The sequence below is a fragment of the Yinghuangia aomiensis genome (assembly GCF_039542225.1).
In the GTDB taxonomy this organism is placed as follows: Bacteria; Actinomycetota; Actinomycetes; order Streptomycetales; family Streptomycetaceae; genus Yinghuangia; species Yinghuangia aomiensis.
In genome coordinates this window covers 36,238-51,270 of record NZ_BAABHS010000051.1, presented here as the reverse complement: position 1 = coordinate 51,270, position 15,033 = coordinate 36,238, and the positions used below count along the sequence as shown (strand labels likewise).

Annotated in this window: 14 protein-coding genes; 5 read left to right on the top strand and 9 right to left on the bottom strand. The window is 71.2% G+C overall.

What is annotated here, in order from left to right; genetic code table 11:
* Window positions 1–1,107: 1,107 nt before the first annotated feature.
* The 5 genes from ABEA93_RS38760 to ABEA93_RS38740 form a co-directional block, all read right to left on the bottom strand.
* Window positions 1,108–2,256, bottom strand: a complete 1,149-nt coding sequence (locus tag ABEA93_RS38760; RefSeq protein WP_345680684.1) for a hypothetical protein — start codon at window positions 2,254–2,256, stop codon at window positions 1,108–1,110.
* A complete protein-coding gene (locus ABEA93_RS38755; RefSeq protein WP_345680683.1) occupies window positions 2,253–2,813 on the bottom strand; it encodes a UGSC family (seleno)protein in 561 nt (186 codons plus the stop codon). Before ABEA93_RS38755 ends, ABEA93_RS38760 begins: the two co-directional genes overlap by 4 nt.
* A gap of 76 nt (window positions 2,814–2,889) precedes the next feature.
* Complete coding sequence (locus ABEA93_RS38750) at window positions 2,890–3,153, bottom strand: hypothetical protein (RefSeq protein WP_345680682.1); 264 nt, start codon at window positions 3,151–3,153, stop codon at window positions 2,890–2,892.
* A 77-nt stretch (window positions 3,154–3,230) separates the two neighbouring features.
* Window positions 3,231–4,451, bottom strand: coding sequence for a CaiB/BaiF CoA transferase family protein (locus tag ABEA93_RS38745; RefSeq protein ID WP_345680681.1), 1,221 nt, complete (start codon window positions 4,449–4,451; stop codon window positions 3,231–3,233).
* Window positions 4,452–4,468: 17 nt separating this feature from the next.
* Entirely contained in the window at window positions 4,469–5,332 is an 864-nt protein-coding gene (locus ABEA93_RS38740) for an SAM-dependent methyltransferase (protein WP_345680680.1), read from the bottom strand.
* 165 nt (window positions 5,333–5,497) lie between these two features.
* Between ABEA93_RS38740 and ABEA93_RS38735 the strand changes: the two genes are divergently transcribed.
* Window positions 5,498–6,820, top strand: coding sequence for a DUF445 domain-containing protein (locus ABEA93_RS38735; protein WP_345680679.1), 1,323 nt, complete (start codon window positions 5,498–5,500; stop codon window positions 6,818–6,820).
* A 10-nt stretch (window positions 6,821–6,830) separates the two neighbouring features.
* Window positions 6,831–7,523 (top strand): nitroreductase family protein, encoded by a 693-nt coding sequence (locus ABEA93_RS38730; RefSeq protein WP_345680678.1) that lies wholly within the window; start codon window positions 6,831–6,833, stop codon window positions 7,521–7,523.
* 42 nt (window positions 7,524–7,565) lie between these two features.
* On the opposite strand, the gene ABEA93_RS38725 is transcribed toward ABEA93_RS38730, so the two are convergent.
* From ABEA93_RS38725 to ABEA93_RS38715, 3 genes are all read right to left on the bottom strand, one after another.
* The gene (locus ABEA93_RS38725; protein WP_345680677.1) at window positions 7,566–8,735 is read right to left on the bottom strand and encodes a hypothetical protein; all 1,170 of its coding nucleotides are present in this window, start codon (window positions 8,733–8,735) and stop codon (window positions 7,566–7,568) included.
* A 129-nt stretch (window positions 8,736–8,864) separates the two neighbouring features.
* Entirely contained in the window at window positions 8,865–9,449 is a 585-nt protein-coding gene (locus tag ABEA93_RS38720) for a hypothetical protein (RefSeq protein WP_345680676.1), read from the bottom strand.
* A gap of 84 nt (window positions 9,450–9,533) precedes the next feature.
* Complete coding sequence (locus ABEA93_RS38715) at window positions 9,534–10,391, bottom strand: enoyl-CoA hydratase/isomerase family protein (RefSeq protein WP_345680675.1); 858 nt, start codon at window positions 10,389–10,391, stop codon at window positions 9,534–9,536.
* 163 nt (window positions 10,392–10,554) lie between these two features.
* Between ABEA93_RS38715 and ABEA93_RS38710 the strand changes: the two genes are divergently transcribed.
* Both ABEA93_RS38710 and ABEA93_RS38705 read left to right on the top strand, forming a co-directional pair.
* Window positions 10,555–11,382: a helix-turn-helix domain-containing protein gene (locus ABEA93_RS38710; protein WP_345680674.1), complete on the top strand. Its 828-nt coding sequence runs from the start codon at window positions 10,555–10,557 to the stop codon at window positions 11,380–11,382.
* On the top strand, window positions 11,379–11,654 hold the full coding sequence (locus ABEA93_RS38705) for a DUF397 domain-containing protein (protein WP_345680673.1): 276 nt from the start codon (window positions 11,379–11,381) through the stop codon (window positions 11,652–11,654). The genes ABEA93_RS38710 and ABEA93_RS38705 overlap by 4 nt, the downstream gene beginning before the upstream one ends.
* 58 nt (window positions 11,655–11,712) lie before the next feature.
* Here ABEA93_RS38705 and ABEA93_RS38700 read toward each other — a convergent pair whose 3' ends face one another.
* Window positions 11,713–13,326: an acyl-CoA synthetase gene (locus ABEA93_RS38700; RefSeq protein WP_345680672.1), complete on the bottom strand. Its 1,614-nt coding sequence runs from the start codon at window positions 13,324–13,326 to the stop codon at window positions 11,713–11,715.
* Between the two features lie 155 nt (window positions 13,327–13,481).
* Between ABEA93_RS38700 and ABEA93_RS38695 the strand changes: the two genes are divergently transcribed.
* Window positions 13,482–14,915 (top strand): aldehyde dehydrogenase, encoded by a 1,434-nt coding sequence (locus ABEA93_RS38695; protein ID WP_345680671.1) that lies wholly within the window; start codon window positions 13,482–13,484, stop codon window positions 14,913–14,915.
* Window positions 14,916–15,033: the final 118 nt, after the last annotated feature.

The window sequence follows — 15,033 nt, the reverse complement described above, 5'->3', positions numbered from 1 at the left end:
CCGGTTCGTGCCCGCGCCGCACTCCGCGGCGAGCGAGCCACGGGCGCGCCTTGGGGCGACGGCGCTTGCGCCGCGGCGGCAGACTGCGCCCCGGGCGGACCAGCCTGCGTCCCGCGCGGCCCCTGCGCCGCGGGCCCCGTCGGCTGAGCCCCGGTCGCGCCGGCTCGTGTCCGCCCGTGGTCCCGCTGCGGAGGCGGCGCGGGCGCAGGCTGCTGCGACTGTGCGCGAGAGCGCGGTTGCGGTTGCCGCTGCGGACGCGCCGCGGGCCGACCCGGCTGCGCCCCGGGCGGACCAGCCTGCGTCCGCCCCGTCTCCTGCTGCTGACGCGCAGCCGTGGGTGCAGCGGTGGGTGCCGGGCCCCTGCTGTTCTGCGGTGCAGGCGCCGCAGGACCGGCGGGCGCCGCACCGCGTTGCGGGCGGCCGGCCGTCGGTGGTGCCGGCTGCTGGGGGGCGTTCTGCTGCGCCTGCGGCCGCCCCTGGGCAGCCTGCGACGGCGCGGGGCCGGGTCCGGCCGCGCTTGCCGGGCTGCCGCTCCCGCCCTCCGCGCGCCTGGCCACCGCCAAGCCGTCGTCCTGCGAGTACGCGAAGGTGAGCGGCGGAGCCGGGCTGCCCCCGCGGTGGGCCGCCGCGACCTGGTCGTTGTACGACTTGAAGGCGTCCCGGTCCTTCTGCGTCACCGTGGCGTTCGGCACGGATGCCGCGTCGGTGTCAGCGACGACGTCCATGGCGATATGGAGGTTCCGGCTGAAGATCTCGTTGTCGATCGCCTGGATCGCCTGGAAGCGCGCCTGTCGGCGGCCGAGGTCCGTCGTGTCGGGCATCGCCGCCAGAACGCCCTGCTCCGCACGCAAACGCGCGTACTCCCGCGCTTGGTCAGCTACCCATTGCCGGTATGCCAGCCGGTCGTCCCCACCCGGCCCTTGCCGCACGAACCAGTCGGTGACACGGAGCCGTTGGACCAACTGACCCGCGGCGTCCGCCGGCGAGACCAGAACGCCAGGGTCAGAGAGCCGCACCATGGATCATGATGCTACTGACCGCCCCGACAACCGAGGCGGTCACCGCGCGATTTGTCTGCCTTCCCCGCACTGCCGCGCGTTGTCCGGCCTACCGCACCACCCGCGCGCTCTGCATCTCGCTCTGCACGAATGTCGTCAGCGCCACCCCGTGCAGTCCGCCGAGGCCCCCGCACACCACCGGCACGAACTGGTCCGGACGGGCGGCCAGCGCCACCCGTCCCTTGTCGTCCACGCGGCCCTTGGCGGTGAGCACGGCCGCGTTGTCGGGGCGGAAGGCGTCGATGGGCTGCCAGGCGTGCTCGCACACGTACTCCTGGAAGTCCGCCGGGTCGGGGAACGCCTCACCGAGGCGGCGCGCCCACATCGGGTTGATCAGCAGCACGATCTGGCCGCTCTCGCCAGTGAGTTCGAGGAACCAGTTGTTGAGCGGGAATGCGACCGTCTTGGCGATCGCGTAGGCCAGGTCCCGCGGGTGGTCGTTGTTGACGTCCGCGAACGGGAACACGCCCTTTCCGCCGTGCACGGTGACCACTTCGTCGTCGGTGCGGAAGCCGCGCCGTTCGGCGAGCGTGGGCCACGGCGAGCGTTCCTCCCACTCGCCGAAGCACAGCCCGAAGCGGGCCGGCTGGCCGAAAACCGTGCGGGACGTCTCCCCGGCCCGCTGCCCGCCGATGTTGCGCAGGCACAGCGCGACCGCGCGGCCGATCGTCATCGAGCCGCGCCCGGCCGCGCCGCCGAGGCAGCCCGCCCGGTAGTCGATACGCAGGTCGTCGCGGGCGGGCCCGTTGACGATGAGCATCGGGAAGACGCTGGACGTCGTGGTGGTCAGGCCGACCGCGTTCCACTCGGGCACCAGCAGCGCTTCCAGTGCCGCGATGACGTAGGGGAACGCCGCCGGTTCCACCCCTGCCATCGCGGCGTTGATCGCCACGAGTTCGACGGTCGCCAGGCCGTGCCGCGGGGGCAGCGCGCCCAGGACGTGGTCGCCGGGGTACGGCGTGGCCGCCAGCAGGGCGTGGATCCGGTCGTCGGTGGCGGCGAGCAGCGGTGCGCCGTCGCCCCAGCCGCCGTCGAGCGAGGCTTCGTAGAGGGCCATGCCGCCGTCGTCGTCGAGTTCGAGGACGGGCGCGGTGAGCTCATATGCGGCAGCTCTCTTGCTGCCTTTCCCGGCGGTCTTGCCGCCGGTCTTGCCGCCGGTCTTGCCGCCGGTCTTGCCGCCGGTCTTGCCGCCGCTCATCGGGTCGCTCCCAGGAGTTCGACGAACTTGGGGTAGTACTCGGCGGCGATGCCCGCGAGTTCGTCCGTGGGGCGGCCTTCGAGCGGATACGGCAGGACGAGGATTTTCAGGCTCGGATGCCCGAGGAACGACGCCATATTGCGGGCGTGCGTCTCGAATTCCTCGCAGACCGCGACGACGGCGGGCCGCCGGAGTTTCTCCAGGGCGACGGCGTCGCTGACGCTGTTGGAGGTGCAGGAGCCGCAGGTGCCGAGTCCGGAGACGCCGCAGTCGACGCGGTTGGCCCACTTGTCGACGTCCTTGCGGGTGCGTTTGCCTTCGTCGCCGACGCGGCCTTTGGCGACCAGGATGTCGGGACGGGCGCCGTCGTCGAGCAGATAGCGCTGCCACGCGTCGACGATCAGCATCCAGGACCGCCACGAGCCTTCGTGGCGCAGTCCGACCGTGCGCCCGCGCAGCGGGCCGTCCACGGTGAAGGACGGTGCGCCGACGTCGAGCGGCGGACGGGCGACCGGCAGCCGTACGCGCAGGCGGCGCGGGGCGGAGGTGCTGCCCATGGTCAGATTCCCCCCTCGGGAAGCGGGTTCGGGGCCTCGGTTCCGGGAGACGGCCGGAACCGCGGGGACGAACGGGTCAGGCGGTTTCCGTGTCCCGCCTGGGGTCGTGCAGCACCAGTTCGAACTCGTCGGGGATGCCGCGCCGCAGCACGCTCTCCACGACGTCGGCGAGGCGGTCGGGCGGCAGGACGCAGTCCCGGCACGTGACACCGTCGAGTTCGAGGCGGAGTTCGACGACGGCGGTGCGCGGATCGGCGCGGATCAGGACGAGGTCGGCGCCGTCGGCCCGGAGGGGCCGGCGGAGTTCCTCGACGGCGGCGGTGACGGTGCTCTCGTCCATCGGTCCTCCGGGCGCCGGAAAGCCCGAACGTCGAACCGTGCGGCGCGATCTGACGGTACGTCGACTGCGTGCGGTGATCAACCGCCACGCGGTGCCGAAGACGCGCCGTATTCGGCCAGCACCTCCGCGGTGTGGGCGCCGACGGCCGGTCCGGCGGCCCGGATGCGGCCCGGCGTGGCGGACAGCCGCGGGGCCGGGGCGGGCATGGTGACGTCGCCGACGGGGCCGGAGTCGACGTCGAGGAGGTTGCCGCGCGCGGCGATGTGGGGGTCCGCGGCGAGGGCCGCGAGGCTGTTGACCGGGGCGACCGGGATCCGTGCGTCGACCAGGGCGGCGACGACGGTGTCGCGGTCGTTTGCGGCGACCCAGTCGGCGACCAGGGCGTCGAGTTCGTCGGCGGCGGCCAGGCGGGCTTCGGACGTCCCGAAGCGGGCTTTGCCGGCGTCGGTGTCGTGGCCGATGACGCGCAGCACGCGGGCGACCTGGCGGTCGGTGGTGCCGGAGACGACGACCCAGTGGCCGTCCTTGGTGGCGTAGACGTTGCGCGGCACTCCCCCGGGCACCCGGCTGCCGGTGCGGCCGGGGGCGTCGGCCGAGCGGTCCCAGCCGGCGACGGTGGGGCCGAGGAGGCCGAGGACGGGCTCGTACATGCTGACGTCGACGTGTTGTCCGCCGCCGCCGAGGACTTCGCGGTTCCGGCAGGCCATGAGGGTGCCGATGACGCCGGACATGGCGGTGAGGCTGTCGCCGAGCGGGATCGACGGGAGCATCGGGGGTCCGTCGGCTTCGCCGGTGAGGTGGGTAAGCCCGGCGTAGCCCTCGGCGAGTGAGCCGTTGCCGAAGCGGTCGCGGTAGGGGCCGTCGGCGCCGTAGCAGCTGACGCTGACCAGGACGAGGTCCGGGTTGATGCCGTGCAGGGTGTCCCAGTCGGCGCCCCAGCGCCGCAGCACGCCCGCCGGGTGGTTCTCGACCACGACGTCCACGCCCGCGGCGATCCGGTGCAGCGCGGCGACGCCGTCGGCGGTCTCCAGGTCCAGCACCACGGAACGCTTGTTGCGGTTGATGTACGGCCACAGCAGGGACTGCCCGTCGCGTTGCGCGCCGATGAACCGCAGCGGGTCGCCCCCGGGCGGCTCCCATTTGACGACGTCCGCGCCGAAGTCCCCGAGGATCGCGGCGATCTGCGGTGCGGACAGCAGCGTGGACAGGTCGAGCACGCGCAGCCCGGTCAGCGGCCCGGCGCCCGAGGCCCCGAGGCCCGCGGGGCGGGCGTGGTCGGGTGCCGGTTCGCCGGTCATCGGATTGCTCCCTCGGGTCACACCAGGTGCGCGACGGCCCCGTAGACGGTCATGGTGTCGAGTTCTTCCGGCGTCGGTTCCGGACCCTCGGGGTCGGGGCGCCAGGCGATGACCTTGACGAGGCCGGGTTCGACCGGGGCGAAGCCGTCGAGCAGTTCCTCGATGCGTTCCCGGGTGCGCGGCACGACGGGGGCGCTGGCCTTGTCGTAGACCTCTTCGGCGAACCGCTTGAGTTCCTCGGTGCGGTAGGTGACGTGCGTGAAGATCAGCATGCTGCCGGGGGCGAGCGCGTCGCGCAGGGTGGCGACGATGCCGTCCGGGTCCTCGCTATCGCGCAGGAAGTGCAGGACCATCGACAGGACGACGACCACGGGCTCGTCGAAGTCGATGACCTCGCGGACCTCGGGCGCGGCCAGGATCTTCTCGGGTTCGCGCACATCGGCCTGCATGATGCCGGTGCGGCCGCGCGGGTCGCCGGCGATCAGCGCGCGGGCGTGGGCGAGCACGATCGGATCGTTGTCGACGTAGGCGACCCGGGCTTCGGGAAGGATCGCCTGCGCGACTTCGTGGATGTTGCCGGGCGCGGGAATGCCGGTGCCGATGTCGAGGAATTGCGTCATCCCGTAGTCGGCGACGGCCGAGCGGACGGCGCGGGCCAGGAAGTCGCGCGAGGCGCGCACCACGATCGGCACTTCCGGGGCACCGGCCATGATCTGCTCGGCGGCGGCGCGGTCGGCGGCGAAATTGTTCTTGCCGCCGAGGAAATAGTCGTACATCCGCGCGGGATGTGCTTTCGAGGTGTCGATGCCTTGCGGCACGTGCGTCTCGACTTCGTCGCCCCGCGGCAGGCGCCAGGGCTCGGATGCCTGTTGGGTCGTCACGACTGTCTCCCGACCTGTGAGTACCGGGCCGTATGGTCAACAGAGAGTATCGCGGGTTTCCTTAACACCGTCATAGAACTCCGGGAACGAGCCGGTTGTTTGAGAAATGCCGACGCCCGGTACCGCCTCCCCGCGGCGCGGGCGCGGCGTGCCGAAAATGGCCCCATGAGCGATCACGACGGTCAGGCGGGCCGCGGCACCCGGACGGCGGACACGCCGCCCCGGTCCGCCTCGCGGACGGCTACGGCGGCGGAGCGGGAGAAGGCGCGCGGCGTCCGCCGGATGAAGGCGATCGCGGCGGCGTTCCTGGGCGCGGCGACGGTCGTGTTCCTGCTGAGCCGCTGGGCCGAGGCGCGCGGCGCGGGCGCCTGGTCGGGCTACGTGCAGGCGGCGGCCGAGGCCGGCATGGTCGGTGCGATCGCCGACTGGTTCGCGGTGACGGCCCTGTTCCGGCGCCCGCTGGGGCTGCCGATCCCGCACACGGCGATCATCCCGACCCGCAAGGACGCGCTCGGCGACAGCCTGGGCGAGTTCGTCGGCGACAACTTCCTGTCCGAGGCGGTGGTCCGCAAGCGGCTCGCGCACGTGGACCTCGTGCGGCGCTTCGGCGGGTGGCTGTCCGAGCCGCGGCATGCCGAACGGGTGACCGAGGAGGTCTCCGCGCTGGCCCGCGCCGCGTTGACGATCCTGCGGGACGAAGACGTGCAGTCGGTCTTCGGCCATGCCATCACCCGGCGCGTCTCGGCCCGGCAGGTCGCGCAGCCGATCGGCGCCCTGCTGGGCCGGGTGGTCGCGGACGGCGGGCACCACGGCCTGGTCGACCTGGTCATCGACAAGGCCTACGCGTGGCTGGTCGACAACCGCGAGGCCGTGCTGCGTGTCGTCTCGGAGGAATCCCCGGACTGGTCGCCGAAGTTCCTCGACCGGACGGTCGCCAACCGGGTGCACCGCGAACTCGTCCGCTTCGCCGCGGACGTCCGCGACGACCCCGACCACGCGGCCCGGCAGGCCGTCGACGCGTTCCTCGCCGACACCGCCGAAGACATGCAGCGCGACCCGCGGATGATCGCCCAGATCGAAGCCCTGCGCGACCGCACCCTCGCCCACCCGCAGGTCCAGGAACTGATCGCGTCGGTGTGGGCGGCAGCGCGCGCGATGCTGGTCGAAGCCACCGAAGACCCCTCCAGCGAACTGCGGGCCCGCGCGACCGCCGCCATCCGCTCCTTCGGCACGCGCCTGGCGGAGGACCCGCGGATGCGCGCGAAGGCCGAGAAGTGGCTGGCGGACGGCGCGGCGTACATCGTCACCACCTACCAGACCGAGATCACCGCGCTGATCACCGACACCGTCCGCGCGTGGGACCCGGCCGAGACGTCCCGCAAGATCGAGCTGCACGTAGGCCGCGATCTGCAGTTCATCCGCATCAATGGCACCGTGGTCGGTTCCCTGGTGGGATTGTTGATCTACACGATCGGGCGATTGTTCTAGGACGGCTGTTGTGGACTTCAGCGACGTAGTGCGGACGACCGGCGCGGTCCGCCGCTTCCGCGCCGACCCGGTGCCCGACGCGGTCCTCGCCCGGGTGTTCGACAACGCCCGCTTCGCCCCGAGCGGCGGCAACCGCCAGGGCTGGCACGTGGTCCTCGCCCGCTCCGAGCCGGTACGCCGGGCCCTGCGCGAACTCTCCTTCGAAGGCTGGACCGAGTACGCCGCCTACGTCGCCGCCGACCGCGTCCCCTTCGCCCCCGACGACGACGGCCGATGGCGCCGCCCGCCCAGCGACGTCGACTTCAGCACCCCGGCCCCCCGCAACCGCTTCGTGGAAGAACTCGAACGCGCCCCGGTGATCGCCGTGCTGGCCGTGGACCTGCGGCAGTTGGCGGTGACCGACGCGGACCTCCCCCGGCAGAGCATCGTGGGCGGCGGCTCGGTCTACCCCTTCGCCCAGAACATCCTGCTCTCCGCCCGCAACGAGGACCTCGGCGGCGTCATGACCACCTTCCTCTGCCGCCGCGAAGCCCAGGTGAAGGAACTCCTCGGCCTCCCCCGCCCCTACGCGGTGGCCGCCATGCTCGCCCTCGGCTACCCGGAACACCACCCGCGCCGGTTGACCCGCCGCCCGGTCCCGGACTTCGTCACCTTCGATCACTTCGAGGGCGAGGGGTTGGCAGGACTGCCCGAATCGCGTTAGACCACCGATTCCCCGCGGACGATTTCCCGCCGGCCTCCGCGGTCAGGCCACCCCGTCGATCCGCAGCATCATGGCCTCCTTCGGACCGACGAACACCACGAATACCGGCTCGTCGAGGCCGAACCAGCCGTCTTCGCCGAGCGCAGCCACAACACACACGCCGGCGTCGCCGTCGGCCGTGCCACCGGTGACACGGCTCACCGGATCGTCGAGCATGTCGCGGAGCAGCTCGTCGACGAGTTCGCCCGCGACGGCTTCGTCGGCTATCTCGGCAAAGGACAGGTACGTCTCACGGCACTCGGCAGCCAAGGCGGCGACTTCGGCGCGCCACGACTTCGGCTCGAACACGATATTGAACTCGCTTCCCCACGCGGCAAGTTCGTCACCCCAACCGGAGTCGGCGATCCAGGACGTCACCGTCTGCGCGTCGACCGCGGTCAAATTGTGGGAAGCGAGCCTCACGGCGAACGATATGTGGGTGTTGTTGCTCACCGGCAGGCCCTCGCTCAGCAGCATGCCCGCGCTCATGGCGCGCAGCGCCGCGTGGACACGGTCGGCGTCGTCGTCGGCCAGGAGATGCCCGTCGGAGCAGCCATGCCCGCCGAACGAGCAGCCGGGGTGCGGCAGCAGCCCTCCACGGCGCACCGGTGCCGGTGCGTACGGGAGCACGCTGAGACGGATCACGTCGTACGCTCCCGCGGACAGGACGTGCAGATCCCCCGGCACCGGGCGGCCGTCGTCGAAGCCAACGGCTTCGACGGCATGGAACTCCGAGCGGTATTCGGTCAACAGGCTCAGGAACTCGTCGAGGAGGGCCGTCACACGGAGGCTCGGTTCCGCACCGTGGTCGCGCCACGGGCGGAGTACCGCCTCGGTGACCGTTTTCCCCAACGCGTCCTTGTCGAGGGGTTGACAGCCCAGGGCTTGGCGCGCGCTGTCGGACGGCGGGTCGATGTGCGGAAACAGGCCCGTTTCGTACACGGTCGCCAGGTTCACCCAGTCACCCCTGGCTCGGCTCGACCGGTCGTGCCTCCGACCCACCGCGTAGAGCCCGGGGACGGCGGACCCGCGCGGCGCATCCTCGGCGATCCAGCGGGACAACAGGTAGGCACGTGCCGCCGCGGCAATCGACGCATCGTCCCACCACGGACCGTCGTCGGCCTCGCCCGGACAACCGTGGTCGAGGAAAGCGCAGAAGCTGATGTGATGCACGCGGAACTCCCGGTCTGGGGGGGCTGATCGGCCTCAGCCTGCCGCGGGCTCCCGACAGTGCGGGGCCAGGTCGTCCACATTCCGCGGCACGTCAGGCGTGACACGTCCCGCCGGGTGTCGAGTCGCCGGTCAGTCCACCACGTACCAGTTTCCCTTCTGGTACTCCATGGTCGAGATGCCGAGTTCGTCCTCGGTGAAGGTCACGGACGCCTTGATCGCGCCCGCTGGGATGTCGACGCGGGTCGTGCCCGACACGGTCACCTTGGCCGGGTCGATCGTCGCGTCCTGGAGTGCCTTCTTCTGCGTGGGCGAGATCATCTGGAGCATCATCGTGAAGCTCTGCCGGCACGAACCCGCGCCCTCGGACTCGGCTTGCTTGGCGGCGGGTCCGGCGATGTCGCACAAGGTGTCGAGGTCTCCGCGCCCGAGGGCGTGCAGCACGGCCTCGTAGCGCTGGATCGCGCCTTCCTTGGTCTGCGGTGCCGAGCCGCCGCCCGCCTTGGTCGTCGCGGGTGCCGCCGAGGCGGGCGCGGACACGGCCGACGAGGTCGCCGGGCGCGGCGCCGCGGCCGTGGACGCGAGTGCCGGCGGTGACGCGGCGGCCGTCGCCGGGGCGCTCGTCGCCGGCTTCGCGTCGTCCTTCGACTTGTCGTCGTTGCATCCCGCCACGAGCAGGATCCCGGCCACCGCCACCACGCCTACCGCCGACCGCACCCGGTACTCCCATCCGCCCCGCGTCGACGCCGATGACGTCAACGGGCCATGACTTGGCTTGGCAAAAGGCCGATGGTAGACGGATCAGCCGTTGTTCGCCCCTTCTTCCCGAAAACCAACCAGATCGGACACCAAGGCGGCCCACCGCTCCGCATCCGCCTCGCAACCGCGCGTCTGGCCTCCGGCCTGCAGGAACGCCGCCATGCGCGCCCGGTGCGCACCCGCGGCCATCAGCGCGTCCAACGCGCGGGTTTCCGCAAGAATCCCGGCGTCAAGGTCACCGAGCGCGATATCCACAACACCCTTCACCGCAACCACGGACGCGGGCGGCATGGCGGCGATCCGCCGTGCGACGGCAATGGCGTGGTCGAGCAACTCCTCGGGCTTCACGACACCTTGCAGCCAGCCCAGCTCGGACAGTTCGGCAGCATGCACGTCCCGGCCGGTCAGCAGGATCTCCAACGCCCGCGCCCGGCCCACCATCCGCGGCAGCCGCGCGGTGATCCCCGAGCCGGGCAGGATCCCCATCGGCACTTCGGGCCAGCCGACGATGGCGGCGGCAGTCCCGTACCGGAGGTCCAACGCGGTGAGGAACTCGGCCCCGCCCCCGCGCGCGGCGCCGTCGACGACGCCGATGTTGACCCAGCGGCTCCGGTGCAGCCGGTCCAGCGTCGCCGCCGCCACGTTCGGCTTCTCCGGCACCGGACGCTCGCCGCCCGGCACTTGCGCCAACGCGGCGACATCCCCGTGCATCAGGAAGAAATCGGGGTCGGCGCTCCGCCACACCACCGCCCGTACCCCGGGATCCGCGTCGAGCCTCCCCAGCAGCCCGATCAGCGCTCCGAAGAAGGCCCCGTCGACCAGCTGCAACGGCGGATGATCCACCGTCACCACCACGACCCCATCGGCCTGTTCGCCATCGAGCCGGAACACGTCACTCATCACACACTCCCGAGATCACCGGCCCCCGGGTCTACCGCGGCAGCCGAACGATCACAAGCACGCGCCTCCTTGTGTAGTCGTTCCATCACGGAGCGAACAGGCCAAGGAGTAGGTTGGGAGGCCTTCCTCAACTCGACGCCGCAACCTCGGGGGAGCCGCGATCATGAGTGCCGAAAAGGCAATCGACCCAACCGAGTCCCTGTGGGCTCTCTTCCGGCACCACCTGCGGTTTCTCCGCCATCGCGCAGGGTTGACCCAAGAGGCGCTCGGCACGCTGGTCCACACATCAGGCAGCCATGTCGGACAGATCGAAACAGGTGAACGGCGCCCGCACCCCGACTTGGTGCCGGTGCTCGACGCCGCACTCGAGGCAAACGACATGCTGAACCACTTGGCCCATTTGGCGCGTGAGGCTCACGATGGCTTCCCCGATTGGTTCGCCGGCGTCGCCCGCGAAGAACAGCGGGCGACACGAATCCGCACCTACCAGCCGCAGATCATTCCCGGCCTCCTCCAGTGCGAGGCATACACGCGTGCGCTGTTCCGCGAATTCCGGGCACCCGGAGGCGTCGACGAGGAGCAGGTCGCGGCACGCATCGAGCGGCAGGGCGTCCTCCACCGCACCGATCCACCGCTCCGGTATTGGGCCATCATCGACGAAGGGGCCCTCAACCGGCTGATGTCGACACCCGACGTGGCAGCCGCACAACTGAGTCACATGCTCAAAATGCTCGAACTGCCCAACGTCGTCATCGAAATCCTGCCTGTCTCGTGCGGATTCCACGCCTGCATGGACGGGAACCTGCTGCTGATGACGCTCCCGAGGCGCGGCGAGGTCGCCTACGTCGAATCCATGGGCGACGGCGACTTGTTCGTGGACGAAGTCCGCGTCGCCGAATTCGAGCGTCGCTACGATCTTCTTCGGGCCGAGACGCTCTCGGCCTCCCGCTCTGCCCAGTTTCTGCGCGAGCTATTGGAGGGTTCCCGATGACGACGCCCACCCCCATGACGCGCATTTGGCGCAAGTCCAGTCACAGCAACCAGCAGGGCGGCAACTGCGTGGAAGTCGCTCCCCTGCGCCGGCTCCGCCTTCCGGCATGGCGGAAGTCGAGCTACAGCAACCAGCAGGGCGGCGACTGCGTCGAAGTGGCCCCCGCCGCCTCCACCATTGCCGTCCGCGACAGCAAGGACCCCCTCCGCGGCGAACTCGCCCTTGCCACTCCGGCGTGGACCGCCTTCACCGCCCGCCTCGTACGAGGCTGAAGCAACAGCAACGGCCACCGCAGGCTCCGAGGGCCCGCGGCGGCCGTTGCGCGTGCGTTTACTGCGCCGAAAGCTCCTCCGCCCGCGACTTCGCCGCGCGGAGGTCGACCTTGCCCGCCGCCGTACGCTCGATCGCGTCCACGAAGTGGATTTCCTTCGGGGCCTTGTAGCCGGCGATCTGGGTGCGGGCATGCGCGCTCAGCTCGTCGAAGCTCGGCGCCGATCCCTCGCGTGGGACCACCAGCGCGGTCACCCGCTGGCCGAAGCGCGGGTCGGGGACGCCGACCACCACAGCATCGAAGACGTCCGCGTGGGACTTCAGCGCGGCCTCGACCTCGTCGGGGAAGACCTTCTCGCCGCCGGTGTTGATGGTGGCGCTGCCGCGGCCGAGGAGGGTGAGGGTGCCGTCCTCTTCGATGAGGGCGAAGTCGCCGGGGAGGACCCAGCGGCGGCCGTCGCCGTCGATGAGGAACGTGGCGCGGGTCTTCTCGTCGTCGCCGTGGTAGCCGAGCGGGATGTGGCCGCTGACCGCGAGGCGGCCGACGATGCCGGAGCCGGGGGCGACGGGCTTGAGGTCGTCGTCGAGGACGGTCGTGGTCGCGGACGACGCGAAGCGGGTCGCGCCGCCGGGGGCGCCCGCCTGACGCGCGGCCGCGCCGGTTTCCGAGGCGCCGAAGCTGTCGATGACGAACAGTCCGGCGACCTTCTCGAGCTGGTTGCGGACCGGCGCGCTCATCGGGGCGCCGCCGTTGCTGACCGCCATCAGGGAGGACAGGTCGTACTTGCCGGTGTTGGCCTCGTACCAGTCGGCCAGCGGCCGGGCCATGCCGTCGCCGACGACGGAGAGCGACAGCACCTTCTCCTGCTCGACGAGTGCCATGACCGCGTCCGGGTCGAAGCGCTTTCCGGTCCACAGCAGGTAGGTGTTGCCCATGTAGAACGTGTTCCACATCGACCACTGCCCGCCGCCGTGCATCATCGGCGCGAGGCCCATCATCACGTGCCCGTTGGACGCGAGGACGTCGCCCGCCAGTTCCTCCGGGGAAGCGAGCTTCGGCTTGCCCGAGCGGCCCGCCTGGAGCGCCGCGAAGAAGATGTCCTCGCTGCGCCACAGCACGCACTTCGGCATGCCGGTGGTGCCGCCCGTGTAGAGGCCGTACAGGTCGTCGCCGCTGCGCTCGCCGAAGTCGCGGGCCGGGGAGGCGGCGGCCAGGGCCTCCTCGTAGCGGGCCTCGCCGGGGACCGCGTGCGACGGGTCGGTGCCGTCCTCCAGCACGACGACGTGGCGCAGCCCGGGGAACTCCGGCGCGAGCCCGGCAACCAGGTCCGCGAACGCCCGTTCGACGACGATGGCGGTCATGCCGGAGTTGTCGAACAGGTAGCGGAGTTCCGCCTCGACATAGCGGTAGTTGATGTTGATCGGCACGGCGCGCGCCTTGTGGACGCCGACCATCGTCTCGATCCACTCGGCCCGGTTCCAGGCGTGGATGCCGACGAAGTCGCCGGGCTTGACGCCCGCGTCGACCAGGTGGTGCGCGACCCGGTTGGCCCGCTCGTCCAGCTCGCGGTAGCTCAGCCGCACGTCGCCTGCGACGAGTGCCGCGCGCTCGGGCACGGCGTCGACGACGACCTCGAAGAGGTCGGCGAGGTTGAACGTCGGGCTGGCGGTCATGGAACCCTCCGCGCGGTCGAGCAGGCATGGAACAGGACTGGAACAGGTTTCAGGCAACATACCCTTGACAAGGTCAAAAACATAGCCGGAGGCTTGAGCCCGGTGCGTCCGGCGACAGGACCGGCCGCGGCAGGGATTTCCACGGGAGTTTCGGGATGCGTGTACACGACAAGGTGTTCATCGGCGGCGAATGGATCGCCCCGGCGGGCACGGGCACGTTCGACGTGCACAACGCCTCGACCGAAGAGGTCATCGGCCGCGTCCCCGCGGGTACGGAAGACGACGTGAACGCCGCCGTCGCCGCCGCGCGCAAGGCGATCGACGGCCCGTGGAAGGACTACACGCCCGACCAGCGCGGCGACGTCATCGCCGGGCTGTCCGCCGGGATCATGGGGCGCCTGCAGGAGTTCGCCGAGATCATCGCGCAGGAGACCGGCTGCCCGATCGACAACTCGGTCGGCGTCCAGGTCTTCAGCTCGACCATGGTCCTCGACTACTACGCCAAGCTGGTCCGCGAGTACCCGTTCGAGGAGCAGCGCCAGGGCGCCATCTTCAAGACGCTGGTGCGCCGCGAGCCGGTCGGCGTGGTCGCCGCGATCGTGCCGTGGAACGTGCCGCTGTTCGTCACCGTCCTCAAGCTCGCCCCGGCGCTCGCCGCGGGCTGCACGGTGGTGCTGAAGCCGTCGCCGGAGACCGCGCTGGACGCGTACCTGCTGGCCGAGGTCGCCATCGAGGCGGGCGTCCCGGCGGGCGTGCTCAACATCGTGGTCGCCGACCGCGAGGTCAGCGAGAAGCTCGTCGTGCACCCGGACGTCGACAAGGTCTCGTTCACCGGCTCGACCGCGGCCGGCCGCCGCATCGGCGCGCTGTGCGGCGAGCGCCTGCGCCCGGTGACGCTGGAGCTGGGCGGCAAGTCGGCGTGCATCCTGCTGGAGGACGCGGACCTCGACGTCGCCGTGCCGGGCCTGCTGCCGGGCTCGTTCAACAACAACGGCCAGGCCTGCGTCGCGCAGACCCGCATCCTCGCGCCGCGCAGCCGCTACGAGGAGGTCGTCGCCAAGCTCGCCGAGCACATCTCCGCGATGACCGTCGGCGACGCGCTGGAGAAGGGCCTGAACATCGGCCCGCTGGTCTCCGGGCGGCAGCGCGACCGCGTCCTCGGCTACATCGAGAAGGGCCAGGAAGAGGGCGCGCGCCTGGTCGTCGGCGGCGGTCGCCCCGAGGGCCTGGACAAGGGCTACTTCGTCGAGCCGACGCTGTTCGCGGACGTCACCAACGACATGACGATCGCGCGCGAGGAGATCTTCGGCCCGGTCCTCGTGGCGATCCCCTACGACGACGTCGACGACGCGGTCGCCATCGCGAACGACTCCGACTACGGCCTGTCCGGCGGCGTCTGGGGCACCGACGTGGAGGCCGCCACCGAGGTCTCGCGCCGCATGGCGACCGGCACGATCAGCGTCAACTCGTGGGTGGCGATGGACTTCGGCGCCCCGTTCGGCGGCTACAAGCAGTCCGGCCTCGGCCGCGAGCTGGGCCCGGAGGGCCTGGACGCGCTGGTGGAGCTGAAGACGGTCGTGCTGCCGTAGTCCCGCGTTTCCCGCCGGTGCCCCGGGGTTGCTTCACCCCGGGGCACCGGCATGTCCACGGACGGGCGCACCTGCGGGGAATCCCCCAGACCCGGCCGCCGACGGCTGCCATCATGCG